This window comes from Rhizobium sp. USDA 4016 (genome assembly GCF_056279705.1).
This window is the reverse complement of sequence record NZ_JBWCCY010000004.1, coordinates 2,264,177-2,279,453: the sequence shown is the minus strand read 5'-3', so window position 1 is coordinate 2,279,453 and position 15,277 is coordinate 2,264,177. Positions and strand designations below refer to the sequence as shown.

Here is a 15,277-nt window from a genome sequence, read left to right as displayed (position 1 = left end):
GGGTCGTCGTTCGGCCGGCATCCAGACGCATCCTGGAGTTTGCGCTCGCCCATCCTGAAGTCATTGCACTCGACAGCATTGCAGACATCGCTGCTCGCAGCGGGACCACACCTACGACTGTGTGCAGGCTCGGCGAACTGTTCGGATTCGCCTCCTTCCAGGAACTGCGGAAGCTATTCCAGAGCCGTCTCATCGAGATGGCACGCCAGTCGGAGGCATTCTCTCGCCGGATGCGCGCTGCACGATACGGCAAGGGTGAGCAAAGACGGGTCCCAAGCCGGGAGCCGCTAGGTCCAGATGCTCTCCGGAGTAAGGATGTCGAATGGTACGATCCGTTGCTGGATCGAGGAACCATCCCGTGATTCCAGCCTCCGGAGCATGACCTCGACGAGCTCCTGGCACATCCTCTCGGGTGGATGGCAGAGCGAAGCCGTGATCAGTCCCTCGCTCAACCCCTTCTTTGTCTCCGGGCCGATGTCGCGGCACACCACGGTGCAATGATTTTCCGGCGGAAGCTCGCGGAACGCCCTGAGGACACCCGAGATCCCGCCGCCGTTCACCCACAGGCCCGATATGTTCTTTTCGGTCTCCAGCAGCCCGCGCACGACCTCGTAGGCGACATCTGGTTCCTCATGCGTGAGGAAGGGATCGCCGACCACGATCTGGGAGGCGTGCTCCCGCATGTAGGATCGGAAACTCGCGTCTGCCATGTCCTGGCACTGGTAGCGGTTGCTGCCGATCAGCGGAAAAACCTTGCCAGTGTCGTTGGGCGACCGATTGATGAACCACGCCGCGGTTCTGCCGACCTTCCAATTGTCCGTCCCCACGAAGCCCGCGCGGCTGGCCGCTGAAAGATCGGTCACGAACGCGACCGTAGGCACGCCCTTTGTCCGAAGCTCGTCGATTGCCTGGCTCACCAAGGGGTGGTCGGCGGTGATGACCGCTACCGCATCGGAATCCTCGCCCATCATCCGGAGATTTGCCGAAACCGCCTCCGGGGACAGATCGTCCTCGAAGATAACCTTCGGCTCGATCACGAAGTCCCGGCGCTGCAGGCAGGCGGCCGACAGAGCCTCCGCCCACATCTGATAGAGCGGACGATGCGACTGTTGCATCAGGAAGCCGAGCGTGCGGTGAGGGAGATTGTCCTTCTTGCGCTCCCGGAGAGCTCCGAGTCCGTAGAAGCCGATCTGGTCTGCGGCATCGAGGATCCTGTCAACGGTATCCTGTCGCACGGCGCCCGTTCCATGGAGGAGGCGGTTGACCGTGGAGAGGCTTACGTTCGAGGCCTTTGCAAGGTCGGCTATGGTCGGTTTGTTCATTTTGGCACCGAAGATGTGTCATTCATGAATGACATCTTTTGGAATAAAATGTGTTGAGGCGCAGTATTACAGTTTCGCCCTGGCATCTCAAGAGGTAAACATTTTATTGCATTGTTCAGACCCGCGGTGGGTCTTTGGGAGGAGAATATGAAGCGTTTTAAGCTCATCACGGGCGCCATCATCACGTCTGTTGCGCTGGCCATCGGTGCAAATGCTGCGTCCGCGGCGAAGATCTTCGTGGTCGGCGGCAAGCCGGACGATCCGTTCTGGGGCGTTGTCAAGCGCGGTGCAGAGGATGCGGGTATCGTCGCCAAGCAGCAGGGCGGGTCGGTCACCTGGCTCGGGCCGCAGAACTACGACAACCTCGGGGTTGATGCGGCCGAGCTCATCCGTCAGGCAATTTCCCAAGGCGCGGACGCCATCGTCGCTCCGGACTGGGTTCCTGAAGCCATGGATCCTGCATTCAAGGCGGTGGCCGACAAGAAAATTCCCTTCATCATCTTCAACGCTGGCGGCCTTGCCGCGGCCGACAAGCTCGGCGCGATGAACTACATCGGCAGCGATGACTACAAGGGTGGCGTTGCAGCGGCAGAATACTTCGCCGCCCATGACATCAAGTCGATGGTCTGCGTAAACACTCTTCCGGGTGCCGCCAACATCGAAGCCTACTGCCGCGGCCTGTCCGACGGCGCCAAGGCGAAGGGCGGAAAGTCTGAGGCGCTTCCGCTTCCCGCAACCTCGTTCGGCAACGCGACCGCTGTCGCCCAGGCGGTCAAGGCGTACCTGCTTCAACACCCCGACGTCGCCGGCGTGTTCACGGTCAGCAACGTCGACGCGAACTCCGCGGTCAACGGCATCATGCAATCCGGCAAGGTCGGGAAGGTTCACGTCGGCAGCATCAACATCGACGAGAACATCCTGACCAACATCAAGTCTGGCTCTCAGATGTTTGCGATCGACCAGCAGGGCTACCTGCAGGGCTACCTCTCGGTGTCGATCCTGAACGCCCACATCAACTATGGCCTCGGCGTGCCGACACGCGAAATCCTCACTGGCCCCGGCATCGTCGACAAGGACAACGTCGACGCCACCCTGTCTGGCGTAAAGGCGGGCACGCGCTAACTTCCTGCCCATTCGATCCGCCGCCCATCCCTGCGTTGGGCGGCGGGACAATCGAAGTCACCCTTCTCGGAAAAAGGGGAAAATCATGGCTGTCGCCACTCACTCTACCAAGGTCGCCGCTCCGCCGGTTGGCCGAAATGGCTCGGCGTCGCTAGGTCGTCTTGCCCGTCGACCAGAAGTCGGCTCTTTTCTCGGGATGATCGCAGTTTTCGCGTTCTTCGCGATAACCGCTGGTGAGGTGTTCGTTTCATCGGCAGGCTTCGCAAGCTGGCTCAACGTTGCTGCCGAGGTTGGCATCATCGCTCTCCCGATTGGGCTGTTGATGATCGCGGGCGATCTCGATCTTTCTGTCGGCGCGGTCGTTCCGGCTTCTTCCGTGACCCTAGCAATCATCTGCGGATATTATGGCGCACCTGATGCCGCGGGCATCGCTGCTGCGCTCGCGGTTGGCCTTCTCGTCGGCTTCCTCAATGGATACCTTGTGCTCCGTACGGGCGTTCCCTCGCTGATCATCACGATTGCGATGATGTTCGCGGTCATGGGTCTCACTCTCGGGTTCGCCGTCTACATCACAGGCTCGACCAGCACCATGATAGTCCCTGATCCGCTTTCAAAGTCGATTTTCGGGGACTACATCGGAGGAATGTATCAGGTCACCATTTTCTGGTGGATCGGCTTCGCCCTTGTACTTTGGTACATCCTGCACATCTCGCCCTACGGCAACTGGATCTTCGCAATGGGCGGCGATCGGGTCAGCGCTCGAAATGCCGGCATCCCAACCAACCGTCTGACCATCTCGCTGTTCATGATCAGTGGCTTCTGTTCCGCCTTCGTCGGCGTGAGCCAGGCCATGGTCTACCAGAGCGCACAGGTGGCGGCAGGGCAGTCCTTCATCTTCAACTCTATCATGTGCGTGGTCATCGGAGGCGTTCTTCTCACAGGTGGCTCCGGTTCGATCCTCGGCATCGTGCTCGGGACGGTCACCTTCGCCATGGTCAACCAAGGCATCTTTTTCACGACGTTCGATCCCAACCTGGGCAGCGTCATCATCGGTGCCCTCCTGCTGCTCGCTGTGTTGATGAATGACACCTTCCGGAAGATGGCGCTGTCCTATTCGCCAAAGAAAAAGAGCTGAGGTGACAAAGATGAATAGTTCCTCATTCAGTGGTCTCTTTAGACGCCCGGAGACGGGATCCGTCCTGAGCCTTGCGGTTGTCATCGCGTTCTACGTCGTATTCGGCGGGGTCCAGCTCAGCAACCTCTTTGGCGCTGCAAGCTGGGTCAACTTCGCGGCAAACCTCGGCATCATCGCTCTCCCTGTAGGTCTTCTGATGATCGCAGGAGAACTTGACATTTCCATAGGAGCAATGATCCCGGCAGGTTCGATGACCGTGGCGATCGTGTCCGGCTACTACGGTCTGCCGATCTCGGTGGGCATCGCAGCCGCGCTCGGTCTTGGTGTGCTCGTGGGACTTGTGAATGGCCTGCTGGCCGTGCGCACGTCGGTGCCGTCCCTGATCATCACCCTCGGGACTCTCGTCGCCATGCAGGGGATCGTGCTGACCGCATCCGTCCTGATTACCGGAAACGCCAGCGTTCCTCTAAATGCTCCGGACTGGGCAAAGTCCGTCTTCGGACAGCTTCTCCTGGGCGACTACCAGATCATCATTCTCTGGTGGGTGGGATTCACGGCCCTCTACTACGTCGCGCTCCATCATACCCGCTTCGGCAACTGGATCTTCGCGATGGGTGGTGACAAGGAGAGCGCACGTAATGCCGGCATCCCGACCCGCCGCCTGACCGTCTGGCTCTTCATCCTCTCCTCGACGAGCGCCGCTTTTGTCGGGATGTGCGGAGCCATCCTGTTCAACTCCGCACAGGTCTCGGGCGGGATGAACTACATCTTCAATACGGTAGTCTCGGTGGTGGTCGGCGGCGTCCTTCTCACGGGCGGCTTCGGGTCCGCACTCGGGATCTTCTTCGGCACGATCACCTTCGCGATCGTCAGCCAGGGCATCTACTTCACGAGCATCGACCGGAACTGGTCGAGCCTGATCATCGGGATCATGCTCCTTGTCGCAGTGCTGATGAACAACTCTTTCCGTAACATGGCGCTCACCTACGCGCCGAAGAAGAAGTGAGGCTAGGTCGATGAAACAGCCGATCATGGAACTTGAGAACGTGAACAAGTCCTTCGGGCCGATCGACGTTCTCCACGACATCAACCTTCAGGTCCACGCCGGAGAAGTGCTCTGCCTTCTGGGAGACAACGGCGCAGGCAAGTCGACGCTCATCAAGACATTCGCCGGCGTCTACAAGCCGACGAGCGGCACCGTGAAGTTCGAAGGCAAGCCGCTGACGTTCTCCAGCCCGCGCGAGGCGGCCGATATGGGGATCGCAACCGTCCATCAGTTCGGCGGGACCTTTCCTCTGATGAGCATCGGTCGCTCGTTCTTCGTCGGGCGCGAGCCGACAAAAGGCTTCGGCCCCTTCAAGATCTACGACCGCAAGACGGCGAACGAGATCTCTGTGAAGGCCGTGCGCGAATTTGGCATCACCCGGATCGACGACGGGGACCGTCTCATCGGCGGCCTGTCCGGTGGCGAGCGGCAGTCGCTGGCAATCGCCCGCGCGGTTCACTTCGGGGCGCGCGTTCTCATTCTGGACGAGCCGACGGCCGCGCTCGGTGTCAAGGAAGCCGCCCACGTCCTCCGGATCGTGCTCGAGGCCCGCAAGCGCGGCCTCGCGGTCATCTTCATCACCCACAACGTCATCCATGCGATGACCGTCGGCGACCACTTCGCGGTGCTGATCAAGGGCGAGAAGGCTGCGGACTTCCGCAAGGGCGAGAAGAGCCGGGAAGAGATCACGGACCTCATGGCAGGGGGCGAAGCAATGGCCGAGCTCGAAGCCGAAATCGAATCTCATGTGAGCGGAGCCCAGGCCTCGGTAGCCTAACCGGCCTCAAACAAAAGAACCACAAGCAGCCCACCCGAGGGTCTTCGGGTGGGGTCTCCAAGTGCAACCAAAATTTCTAGGGAAGTCAGATATGAAAATCGCAATTGACCCCCACATGCATCGCTTCCTGCCCCTTGAGGAACTGCCCAAGAAGGTCAAGGAACTCGGCTACGACTGGATCGAGCTTTCGCCTCGCGGAGATTTCCTCGAGTGGTTCAAGGCGCCACGCGTTTATCCGACAAGGGTGAAGGCGCTGAAGAATGCCCTGAAAGAGGCCGAGGTCGGCATTGCGTCGCTGCTGCCGATGTACCGCTGGGCTTCGAACGATGAGAACGAGCGCAAGGCAGCGGTCAAGCACTGGAAGCGAGCAATCGAGATTGCCGTCGAGCTCGAAGTCGACACTATGAACTCGGAGTTCGGCCGCGGCCCGCATCCGGACAAGGGGTCCTGCTACTGCTGCCATACCGGATCGATGATCGAAGCCTGCGAGGACGCCTGGTGGCGTTCGATGGAAGAACTGGTGCCGGTCTTCGAGCGCGAAGGCATCCAGCTCAACATCGAGCCGCATCCGGAAGACTGGTGCGAGACGCTGCAGCCGTCGCTGGACATCATCCGCACGGTCAACTCCAAGAACGTCAAGTTCCTCTACTGCGCCCCGCACACCTTCTACTTCGGCGACGACACCAAGGCGATGCTGCGCGAATCCAAGGACATCCTCGCCCACGTCCATGTCGGGGACACCTTCAACCACAAGGCCTCATCAGGTCTCCGGTACATCCTGAACCCACCCGGCACGCAGGCGCGCGTCCACCAGCACCTGAACATCGGCCAGGGCGAAGTGCCGTGGGACGAGTTCTTCGGCACGCTCGCGGAGATTGGCTTCGACGGCATCATGACCGCCTGCGTCTTCGCCTGGGAAGACAAGGCCGACCATTCTGGAAAGTTCATGCGCTCTGAAATGCAGCGCTACATCGATCAGTACTGGAGCAAGAAATGAGCCTGAATGTTGGAGTGATCGGCACGGGGATGATCGGTCAGGATCACATCCGTCGCCTGACAAAGGTCCTTTCCGGCGTAAACGTCGTGGCTGTCAACGACATCGACCTCGGACGTGCGAAGGCTGTCGCGCCGGAGGGTGCGAAGGTGATCGATAGTGTATCAGGCCTGGTGCGCTCGGATGATGTCGATGCCATCGTCATCTGCTCATGGGGTCCGGCTCACGAGGAGCAGCTCCTCGAATGCATCGCTGCGGGCAAGCCCGTGTTCTGCGAGAAGCCGCTCGTCACGACCGCTGCAGCAGCTCGCAGGGTGATGGAAGCCGAAGTGGCCTTCGGCCGACGCCTCGTCCAGGTCGGCTTCATGCGCCGCTTCGATGCCGACTATCGCCGACTCAAGGCAGTCATCACCGAAGGCTCTCTTGGTGCGGCCCTGATGTATCATTCGACGCACCGGAATGCGTCCGTGCCGGAGGGTCTGTACACATCCGACATGCCGTTGAACGACACGCTCGTGCACGATGCGGACATTACCCGCTGGCTACTCGACGACGAGGTCGAGGGCGTCGAGGTCCGGGTTCCGAAGCGCTCCAGCCGCGGCAAGGATCTTCGCGATCCCGTCGTCGTCCTCCTTCACATGACCAGCGGTGCGCTGGTCGACGTCGAGATCTCGGTCAACATCGGCTACGGCTACGACATCCGTGGCGAGGTCTGCTGCGAGAACGGCACCGCGAGCCTTCCGCTGCGGCCCGCGACCCTGATCCGTGATGCGCATGGCGTCCGGCAGATGGTTCCAGCGGATTGGCGCGAGCGTTTCATCGATGCCTATGACCAGGAATTCCGCGAATGGACCGTGGCGGCCGGGCAGGGCACCGCCACGGGTCCGTCGACGTGGGACGGCTATGCGGCGACTCTGGTTGCGGATGCGGCGCTTCAGGCGGTCGCGTCCGGCGATCTTGCCAAGATCGAGATGGGTGTCCAGCCCGCCCTCTATTCCACCCAAGCCAGTCAGGCGAAGCCTGCAGCACTCGCCAAGGCTGCTTCCTAAGCGGGCCTGGGGAGACAAGTCACGGGTTCCTCAAGCGAGAAAACCCGGGCGCGCCGATCCTCCCAAGCGCGCGCCCCAAACCTCAACAGTAGGAAATCGAACCTATGAAACTCTCAATCTGCACCGACGTGATGGGCGACCTGTCGTTCACGGACATGCTCGACAAGTGCGTGAAGCTCGGCGTCGAAGGCATTGAAATGACGGGTGGCGGCTGGTCCCGGGCTCCCCACTTCCGCGCCGACGAACTGTTGGAAGATAAAGGGCTCCTCAGATCCAGACTGAAGGAAATCGAAGCCCGCGGGCTTTCGATCGCGGCCCTGAATTGCTCCGCCAACCCTCTCGATCCGGGCGACATGGGGAAGCGGCATCGCAAGGAGATGGAGCAGACCATCCGCCTCGCCGGTGAAATCGGCGTTAAGACAATCGTCGCGATGTCGGGCCTTCCCGAGGCCGCTCCGGGCGACACGGTTCCGAATTGGCTGGTGTACACGAAGAGCTGGCCGGACGCGATGCCCGAGCGCGACCGCTACCAGTGGGAGGACCGCGCGTTCCCGCTGTGGCACGATCTCGTGAATCTGGCGAAGGAGGTCGGGGTCGAGCGGTACGCGCTCGAGAACTTCTCGGCGATGCTTGTCTGGAACCCCGAAACCCTCTTCCGCCTGCGCAACGAGGTTGGTCCCACGGTCGGGATGAACCTCGATCCCAGCCATCTCTTCTGGAAGGGTGCCGACCCGATCGCCTCGGCTCGCGCACTCGGTTCGGCGATCCATCATTGCCACGGCAAGGACACGCGCATCGAGCGCGGGCTGGCCGACGTAAACGGCCTTCTGGAACTGAAGGAAGTGACCGACGTCGCGAACCGCTCATGGAACTACGTCGCGGTCGGGGCGGGCCACGATCTGCAGTGGTGGAAGGAATTTTTCTCTGTCGTGCGCATGGTTGGCTACAACGGCTGGGTCAGCCTCGAGATGGAGGATTTCACCATGTCGACCGACGCAGGCATCCGGTCTTCCATCGACGCACTACAGGCGACGATCAGCCGCTGATGGCAAGTCGCGGGCGGTCAGCCGCCCGCTCTTCACGGACCCGTTCCCGACAGGGCGGCCCCCGCCGCGGTGCCGGGAATATCGGTGTGGACCAGCAATAGAATAGCGAGGTGACGAGAGTGCGTATTGGGCTCGTTGGATACGGAGTGGTGGGAAGGTATTTCCATGCCCCGTACATTGCTGCCGCGCATGGCATCGAACTTGCGGGAGTTGTGGCGCGTGCGCCGCAGACCGTCGCCCGGGTTCGCGAGGACTTACCGAACATCCCGATCCACGCAAGCCTTGCTGAAATGATCCAGTCTGGCGGCATCGACGCCGTGACCATCACGACACCGCCCCAGACCCGCCGGGAACTTGTCCTCGATGCGGTTCAGGGCGGATTTCACGTGATCGCCGACAAACCCTTTGCACCCAGCGCAGCCGTTGCCCGGGAGCTTGGAAAAGCCGCAGAGCCTGCAGGTGTCGTTCTCGCCGTCTATCACAACCGGCGTTTCGACGCCGACGTCCTGACGCTCCGCAAAGTCATCCAGTCGGGAGAATTGGGCCAGTTGTGGCGGATCCATTCGCGCATGGAGTTTGATGATCCCGCCACCTTGGAAGGTGGCCCTACCGGGGGCCTTCTTCGCGATCTCGGAAGCCACCTCGTCGATCAGATGCTCTGGCTTCTGGGTCCGGTGAAGAGCGTATCCGCCTATCTCGACATGGCGGAAACCGCGGAAGGCCGCACGGACGCGGGCTTCGTCTTGAACCTCCGGCACGTCTCGGGCGTGCATTCCCATCTCTCGGCCAGCAAGCTCAACAGGCTCGTGACCCGCGAATTCCGCGCATATGGCGAACACGGAAGCTACGTGTCGTCCGGAACCGATGTCCAGACCCAGGCCATCCTGGCGGGCGTTCGCCCGGCGGACGATCTTGCCGGGTGGGGCTTCGAGGCGCCGGATCGGCGGGGCACGCTTCGCACGCGGAGCCGCGACGAGCGCACTCCCTCGGAACAGGGAAGGTACCATTCGTACTACGAGGGATTCCTCAGAGCAGTGAAGGGTGAGGGCCGCCCTCCCGTGACGGTGGAAGATGAGATTGAGACGATGTCCGTGCTGGACGCCGCGCGTCTTTCCGCCGAACAGGGACGGACGGTGGATGTCTGAGCACGTACAGCCCGTGCGGAACTTGCGAACCCTGCGAGACGTGGTGTCGCGCGGGCGGTTCGCGGCGTTCGGAGAAGGACAACTTTTCCTAGCTGCGTTGCTTGCCGGAAGCGGGTGGCTCTTTTCGGTCGAGACCCTGAAGGAACTCCCGCCGCTGCTCTTCATCGGGACACGCTTCATCCTGGCGGGCGTCGCTCTCTTTGTCCTGTTCGGAATGCCTCCGCTCGTCGAAATGCGGCGCGCGTGGAAAAGCCTATTCCTTTCGTCGCTGGCGATGGCAGTGGCGATGGGCATGTGGATCGTGGGCCTCAAGCACACCAGCCACATGGGCGTTTCCGCCTTCATCACGGCGATGGGCAATCTCCTGGTGCCAGTCGCAGGCTTCGTCATCTTCCGGTGGCCGATCGCAATCAGATCGCTGGTCTCGTTGGCGGTGGCAATCTGCGGCCTCGCGCTGCTCTTCCTGGACACCACGGCGGTAGTCGAGAGCTCGGAACTCCTGTTCGTCGCATCGGCCATTCTCTGGGCCGTCAGCCTGGTTCTTGTCAGACAAGGAACGGACAGGCTCAGCGCCGCCAACGCGAGCGCCATCCAGCTCTTCTGCACCGGGATGCTCGTGATGGCAGCGTCCCTGCTGCTGGAGGAAATGCCGGGCGCAGCACCCTCCGTGACCACAATCGCTTGGTTCGCCGCGAGCCTGGCGCTCTCGACGTGCCTTCGCTTCGTGCTGCAGTTCCGGGGACAAAGCCTCGTGTCGCCCGCCCGGGCTGGCCTGATGATGGTTTTCGAGCCCGTATGGGCAATGGCTTTCGCCTTTCTGTTTGTCGGCACTCCGGTCACAGGCAACCAGGCGCTGGGCTGCGCGATCATCTTCATGGCGGTCGCTGGCGAAGCTCTGTCCAAGGGAGGGCGGGGAACATGAGTCCTTTGCAGGAACAGGATCCGAGCGTCCGGCGGGTCCATGAATTCAGATCACGTCCGGAATGGCATCCGCCGCACTGGGCGAGGCGCTGGGACAGCCCCGAGGCGCAAGAGGAAAAGGAATAAAGCATGAGCAAGAAACTTGATGTGATCACGATCGGCCGCAGTTCGGTCGATCTATACGGCGCCCAGATCGGCGGCCGCCTCGAGGACATGGGCTCGTTCAACAAGTACATTGGCGGCAGCCCCACCAACATAGCGTGCGGGTCCGCACGGCTCGGCTTGAAGAGCGCGGTCATAACCCGAGTCGGCGACGAGCACATGGGACGATTCATCCGGGAGCAGCTTGCCCGGGAAGGGGTCGATACGCGCGGTGTCGCGACCGACCCGGATCGGCTCACAGCACTGGTGCTTCTCGGCATTCGTGACGAGGATCAGTTCCCGCTGATTTTCTACCGCGAGAACTGCGCCGACATGGCACTCAGCGAGGACGACATCGACGAGTCCTTCATCGCCGAGGCTCGATCGGTGCTCGCCACCGGAACACATCTGTCGAATCCGCGGACCGAAGCAGCCGTTCTGAAGGCGCTCCAACTGGCGCGGAAGCATGGGGCGAAGACCGCCCTCGACATCGACTACAGGCCGAACCTCTGGGGCGTGGCTGGCCATGGCGAAGGCGAGAGCCGCTTCGTCGAAAGCCAGGCCGTGACGGCCAAGCTCCAGTCGACGCTTCATCTCTTCGATCTCATCGTCGGCACCGAGGAGGAATTCCATATCGCCGGAGGCTCGACGGACACAATCGAAGCCCTCCGGTCCGTCAGGAAGGTGTCGGGTGCGACGCTTGTCTGCAAGCGGGGTGCCAAGGGCGCGGTGGCATTCGAAGGCGACATACCCGACAGTCTCGACGATGGTCAGTCCGGTCCGGGGTTTCCGATCGAGGTGTTCAACGTCCTGGGCGCCGGGGACGGGTTTTTCTCAGGACTGCTGAAGGGCTGGCTTGATGGCGAGGCGTGGCCGAAGTCTCTGGAGTATGCGAACGCCTGCGGCGCCTTCGCAGTCAGCCGTCATGGATGCACGCCCGCGTACCCCAGCCTCGAAGAACTGCGGTTCTTCCTGAAGCGAGGCGTGAAGAGACCGGACCTTCGCAACGATCTCGAGCTTGAGCAGATCCATTGGTCGACCAACCGCAAGGGAGACTGGTCCACAATGCGCGTCTTCGCGTTCGACCATCGAATGCAGCTCGAGCAGATGGATGGCTACACCCTCGAAAAGGCCGGGGCCTTCAAGAAGCTCTGCCTGGAAGCCGCGCTTCGGGTCCAGGACGGCCGGCCGGGATACGGCATCCTGTGCGACAACCGCATTGGTCGCCGGGCACTTCACGCCGCCGCCGGGAACGGGACTCTGGGTGGGCCGCCCGTGCGAATGGCCGGGGTCCCGGCCGCTTACTCTTGAGCCTGAACTGGGTCTCGACTACGGCGGCCTCGATGAATGGGCGCGCGACAATGTGGTCAAGGTGCTCTGCTTCTGCCATCCGGATGACGACGCCGACATGCGCGCGCGCCAAGAGGAGACGGTAAAGCGTCTCTTCGAGGCATCCCGCCGGAACAGCCTCGAGTTCCTCCTTGAGATAATCCCGTCGAAGGTCGGTGCTGTCGATGACATGACCACGGCTCGTCTCATCGAGCAGTTCTACGCGATCGGGGTTTATCCGGATTGGTGGAAGCTCGAGCCAATGACATCACAAGAGGCCTGGATCAACGCGATCAACGCGATCGAAGCACATGATGCTCACACGCGCGGGATCGTCGTCCTTGGGCTGGATGCTCCGGAGGAAGAACTCGCAGCGTCATTCAAGGTCGCGGCCTCGAACGAGCTCGTCAGAGGATTTGCCGTAGGGCGAACAATCTTCGGTTCCGTCGCCCGTTCGTGGCTCACCGGTGAAATCGACGACCCGGCCGCGGTCGAGGAAATGAGCAAGAGATTTACGAGACTTTGCGCGGTCTGGGACGAGGCCCGCGCCCACGTTCAGGAGGCAGCAGAATGAATACGATCCGGTTGACCGCGGCGCAGGCGATGATGCGCTGGCTCTCCGTCCAGAAGACGGAGGAGGGCGAACGCTTCATCGAAGGCGTGTGGGCGATATTCGGCCACGGCAACGTCGCGGGCGTCGGGGAGGCGCTCCACGGAATCGGAGACGCGCTTCCTACATGGCGGGGGCAGAACGAGCAGACCATGGCGCATGCGGCGATCGCCTATGCGAAAACTCTAAAGCGTACTCGGGCGCATGCCGTCACGTCGTCGATCGGACCAGGGGCGTTGAACATGGTGACCGCCTGCGCGCTCGCCCACGTGAACCGACTTCCTGTGCTGTTCATACCCGGCGACGTGTTCGCCAATCGTCGCCCGGATCCTGTCCTCCAGCAGATCGAGAAGGTAGGCGATGGAGCAGTCAGCGCCAACGACTGCTTCCGGCCGATCTCGGCATACTTCGACAGGATCACCCGGCCAGAGCACCTTCTGACCTGCCTGCCGCGGGCACTTGCCGTGATGACTGATCCGGCTCTCTGCGGTCCGGCCACGCTTGCCTTCTGCCAGGATGTGCAGGCTGAGGAATACGACTATCCTGTATCCTTCTTCGAGCCGAAGGTCTGGCGCATCCGCAGGCCCGAGCCGGATCCACGCGACGTTGCAGACCTCGCTGCCGCCATCAAGGCCGCGAAGCGCCCGGTCGTGATTTCGGGAGGCGGCGTGATCTACTCCCGGGCTGAAGAAAAGCTTGCCGCTTTCTGCGAGACCCACAACATCCCGTTCGTCGAGAGCCAGGCTGGCAAGGGTGCGAACTCGTGGGAGCATCCCTTGAATTTCGGTTCTCCGGGCGTGACGGGCTCCGCCTGCGCGAACGAGCTTTGCGCATCGGCCGATCTGATCATCGGTGTGGGCACCCGGTTCCAGGACTTCACCACCGGAAGCTGGGCTCTTTTCAGGAATCCCGACCGGAAGCTCGCGTCGATCAACGTCGCCGGCTACGATGCACTTAAGCATTCTGCGCTGCCCTGCGTTGGCGACGCGGGAGTCACCCTGGGCTATCTGAGCACAGAACTCGGCAGCCACCGCGCTCCGGAATTTTCGGTCTCGAGCCGTACGGACTGGCATGCTGCCGTGAGGAAGGTGACCGCAGCTCCCACTTCCGGGACATCCGCGCTCCCCACGGACGCCCAGGTAATCGGAGCCGTCCAGCGGACCTCGACCCAAAGCACTGTGGCGATGTGCGCTGCTGGAACGATGCCCGGCGCGCTGCAAGTCCTCTGGCAGTCGGCCAAGAGCGGCTACCACATGGAGTATGGCTTCTCATGCATGGGCTATGAAGTTGCCGGGGCGATGGGCATCAAGCTCGCACGCCGCGACAAGGATGTCGTCTGCTTCGTCGGCGACGGCTCCTACATGATGGCCAATTCCGAACTCGCTACGGCGGTGATGCGACGAATCCCGTTCACCATCGTGCTCACCGACAACCGGGGCTACGGCTGCATCAACCGTCTGCAGATCGAGTGCGGCGGCGCCGAGTTCAACAACATGTACAAGGACTGCAACGTCGAAGTTCAACCCGAGATCGACTTCGTCGCGCATGCTGCCTCGATGGGAGCACATGCAGAGAAGGCGTCATCGATCGCCGATCTGGAGGAGCGCATCGTCGCGGCCCGGCGGCGCCAGATCCCGACAGTCATCGTGATCGACACCGACGCCGTGCCGGGAACCGGTGTAGGCGGCGCATGGTGGGACGTGGCGGTCCCGCAGACGGGCGGACCGGAGCGCCTTGAGAAGGCAAGGGAGCACTACAACGCCAACTCGGCACATCAGCGCACGTTCGACTGAGGAGAGGTAGAATGAAGAGTCTGCTCCGCAAGCCTTTCGGGGCCTACGGGAAGGTGCACGAAATCACGCCTGAGAGCGCTGGGTGGCGCTTTGTCGGCTTCTCGGTCTACCGCCTGCGCCCGGGGGAGACGATATCCGAGGCGACGGACAAGAACGAAGTGATCCTTGTCGTCGTCGAGGGCAAGGCGAGCTTTCGTGCTGGCAGCCAAGAATGGGGTGTGCTCGGAGACAGGATGGATGTGTTCGAGAAAACCCCGCCGCACTGCCTTTACACTCCAAGCTTCTCGAGCTGGAAGGCGACCGCCGTGACAGACTGCGTCATCGCAGTCTGCTCTGCGCCGGGCAAGGGAAGCTACGAAGCACGGCGCATCGGTCCGGAAGGAATCTCCCTGACCGAGCGCGGGAAGGGAACCAATATGCGGTACATCAACAACATCGCCATGGAAGCGGAGGACCACTGCAGCAGCCTCCTGGTGACTGAAGTCTTCACGCCCGCTGGGCACTGGTCGTCGTACCCGAGCCATCGGCACGATGAAGACGACTTCCCCAACATCACCTATCTCGAGGAGACCTACTACCACCGCCTCAATCCGGCGTCCGGCTTCGCGGTCCAGCGGGTCTACACCGACGATGGCCTTCTCGACGAAACCATGGCCGTCAGGGACCACGACGTCGTCCTCGTACCCCGCGGCCATCATCCCTGCGGCGCGCCCTACGGCTTCGAGCTGTACTACCTCAATGTGATGGCCGGGCCGCTGCGAAAGTGGCGGTTCAAGCCCGCGCCGGAGGTCGAATGGATCATGGAGCGTGACGCCCGATGATCAATCGCGCGCTGAACCAGAAGACC

General features: G+C 61.9%; 12 protein-coding genes and 1 pseudogene. 12 read left to right on the top strand and 1 reads right to left on the bottom strand.

The features are described 5' to 3' along the window. Positions 1 to 287: 287 nt before the first annotated feature. Positions 288 to 1,322, bottom strand: a complete 1,035-nt coding sequence (locus ACZ9DP_RS26615) for a LacI family DNA-binding transcriptional regulator (RefSeq protein WP_476204082.1) — start codon at positions 1,320 to 1,322, stop codon at positions 288 to 290. A gap of 147 nt (positions 1,323 to 1,469) precedes the next feature. On the opposite strand from ACZ9DP_RS26615, the gene ACZ9DP_RS26610 reads away from it, so the two are divergent. The 12 genes and pseudogenes from ACZ9DP_RS26610 (at position 1,470) to iolB (ending at position 15,251) form a co-directional block, all read left to right on the top strand. Continuing rightward, positions 1,470 to 2,444, top strand: a complete 975-nt coding sequence (locus tag ACZ9DP_RS26610) for a sugar ABC transporter substrate-binding protein (RefSeq protein WP_476204081.1) — start codon at positions 1,470 to 1,472, stop codon at positions 2,442 to 2,444. A gap of 196 nt (positions 2,445 to 2,640) precedes the next feature. After that, positions 2,641 to 3,579, top strand: coding sequence for an ABC transporter permease (locus tag ACZ9DP_RS26605; protein WP_476205484.1), 939 nt, complete (start codon positions 2,641 to 2,643; stop codon positions 3,577 to 3,579). A gap of 10 nt (positions 3,580 to 3,589) precedes the next feature. Next, entirely contained in the window at positions 3,590 to 4,585 is a 996-nt protein-coding gene (locus ACZ9DP_RS26600) for an ABC transporter permease (RefSeq protein ID WP_476204080.1), read from the top strand. A gap of 10 nt (positions 4,586 to 4,595) precedes the next feature. Next, entirely contained in the window at positions 4,596 to 5,402 is an 807-nt protein-coding gene (locus tag ACZ9DP_RS26595; protein WP_476204079.1) for an ATP-binding cassette domain-containing protein, read from the top strand. A gap of 91 nt (positions 5,403 to 5,493) precedes the next feature. Beyond that, positions 5,494 to 6,399 (top strand): sugar phosphate isomerase/epimerase family protein, encoded by a 906-nt coding sequence (locus ACZ9DP_RS26590; RefSeq protein WP_476204077.1) that lies wholly within the window; start codon positions 5,494 to 5,496, stop codon positions 6,397 to 6,399. Continuing rightward, the gene (locus ACZ9DP_RS26585; RefSeq protein ID WP_476204076.1) at positions 6,396 to 7,445 is read left to right on the top strand and encodes a Gfo/Idh/MocA family oxidoreductase; all 1,050 of its coding nucleotides are present in this window, start codon (positions 6,396 to 6,398) and stop codon (positions 7,443 to 7,445) included. Before ACZ9DP_RS26590 ends, ACZ9DP_RS26585 begins: the two co-directional genes overlap by 4 nt. Positions 7,446 to 7,549: 104 nt before the next feature. Continuing rightward, the gene (locus tag ACZ9DP_RS26580; protein ID WP_476204075.1) at positions 7,550 to 8,491 is read left to right on the top strand and encodes a sugar phosphate isomerase/epimerase family protein; all 942 of its coding nucleotides are present in this window, start codon (positions 7,550 to 7,552) and stop codon (positions 8,489 to 8,491) included. Between the two features lie 119 nt (positions 8,492 to 8,610). After that, entirely contained in the window at positions 8,611 to 9,636 is a 1,026-nt protein-coding gene (locus ACZ9DP_RS26575; RefSeq protein ID WP_476204074.1) for a Gfo/Idh/MocA family protein, read from the top strand. After that, positions 9,629 to 10,558 (top strand): DMT family transporter, encoded by a 930-nt coding sequence (locus tag ACZ9DP_RS26570; RefSeq protein ID WP_476204072.1) that lies wholly within the window; start codon positions 9,629 to 9,631, stop codon positions 10,556 to 10,558. Before ACZ9DP_RS26575 ends, ACZ9DP_RS26570 begins: the two co-directional genes overlap by 8 nt. A gap of 128 nt (positions 10,559 to 10,686) precedes the next feature. Beyond that, positions 10,687 to 12,601: pseudogene (locus ACZ9DP_RS26565) on the top strand (bifunctional 5-dehydro-2-deoxygluconokinase/5-dehydro-2-deoxyphosphogluconate aldolase). Further along, a complete protein-coding gene (gene iolD, locus ACZ9DP_RS26560; RefSeq protein WP_476204070.1) occupies positions 12,598 to 14,430 on the top strand; it encodes a 3D-(3,5/4)-trihydroxycyclohexane-1,2-dione acylhydrolase (decyclizing) in 1,833 nt (610 codons plus the stop codon). Before ACZ9DP_RS26565 ends, iolD begins: the two are co-directional and overlap by 4 nt. A gap of 11 nt (positions 14,431 to 14,441) precedes the next feature. Then, complete coding sequence (gene iolB / locus ACZ9DP_RS26555) at positions 14,442 to 15,251, top strand: 5-deoxy-glucuronate isomerase (RefSeq protein WP_476204069.1); 810 nt, start codon at positions 14,442 to 14,444, stop codon at positions 15,249 to 15,251. Positions 15,252 to 15,277: the final 26 nt, after the last annotated feature.